Origin of the sequence: Pseudanabaena biceps PCC 7429 (assembly GCF_000332215.1) — a bacterium.
GTDB classification, from domain to species: Bacteria; Cyanobacteriota; Cyanobacteriia; order Pseudanabaenales; family Pseudanabaenaceae; genus Pseudanabaena; species Pseudanabaena biceps.
The window spans coordinates 1-934 of record NZ_ALWB01000419.1; the positions used below are offsets into that span (position 1 = coordinate 1).

Genomic DNA, 934 nt, shown 5'->3' on the forward strand with positions numbered 1-934 from the left:
AATGACTTTACGCTTGGACTGGTTAATACTGCATCCATCAGGTCAAATATTGCATCCCGTCCGTTTCCTAAAAATCTATATACCTGTTGACGAAATTCTTGTAGTTTGTCAATAATCATGACTGTAGATGTAGGGCAACCGCACACGTTCATGAATAAATAACGAAGACTAAGGTGAAACTATGTTTAAGGCGTTAAGTATATGCTTGAGATAGTTGTCATCCCATCCAGCTTTAAGTCGTTTAGTCTTGACTCCGACCTTAGTTTTTTGTCACGGGAAAGTAAATTTAAGCCAACATGACGAATAACAGCTAAGTTTTCAGCAGTATAGCCTCGACAACCTTGAGAAGCATCTTCATCAAACCCAACATCAAGAATCCAATGCAGTTGATTTTCGATACTCCAATGACTTCTAACAGATTGAGAGAACCTGTGCACATCACTCTCAATACTCAGAATATAATATCGCTGTTGGATAGAAACTACGCCATTGACATTACGTTCTGATTCAACCATGCCAATACTTTTTAACCCTGTCCATTTCTCTGCGCCAATGAGAAATTCTGTATTACCCATAGTCCAATAGGATCTCTTCTCAATGCGCCCATGCCCTTTTTCTACTGTTGAATGGAATTGATGTTCGATATTATGGAATTTTTGGGCGCGAGCAGATGTGAATAATTGACTTACATCATTATGGAGATTACCTTGATTTCCTTTGAGTGCTAATACATAATCTGCACCTTGTTCAATGATTGTTTTGGCTATTTCGGTCTGACATCCCATTGCGTCTATGCTGACCAAACAACCTCGAATTGCCAACATTTCTAGCAATGGTGGGATAGCGGTTATTTCGTTCGATTTCTCACTAACTTTTTCTGTCCCAGCACCAAATGCTGTGTTGCCGACCAAACACTCACCATATGAATGAGGCT

General features: G+C 39.6%; 1 pseudogene. It reads right to left on the reverse strand.

Going from position 1 to position 934, the window contains the following annotated elements:
- Positions 1-168: 168 nt before the first annotated feature.
- Positions 169-934 (reverse strand): annotated as a pseudogene (locus PSE7429_RS22875) (ISAs1 family transposase); the annotation flags it as partial.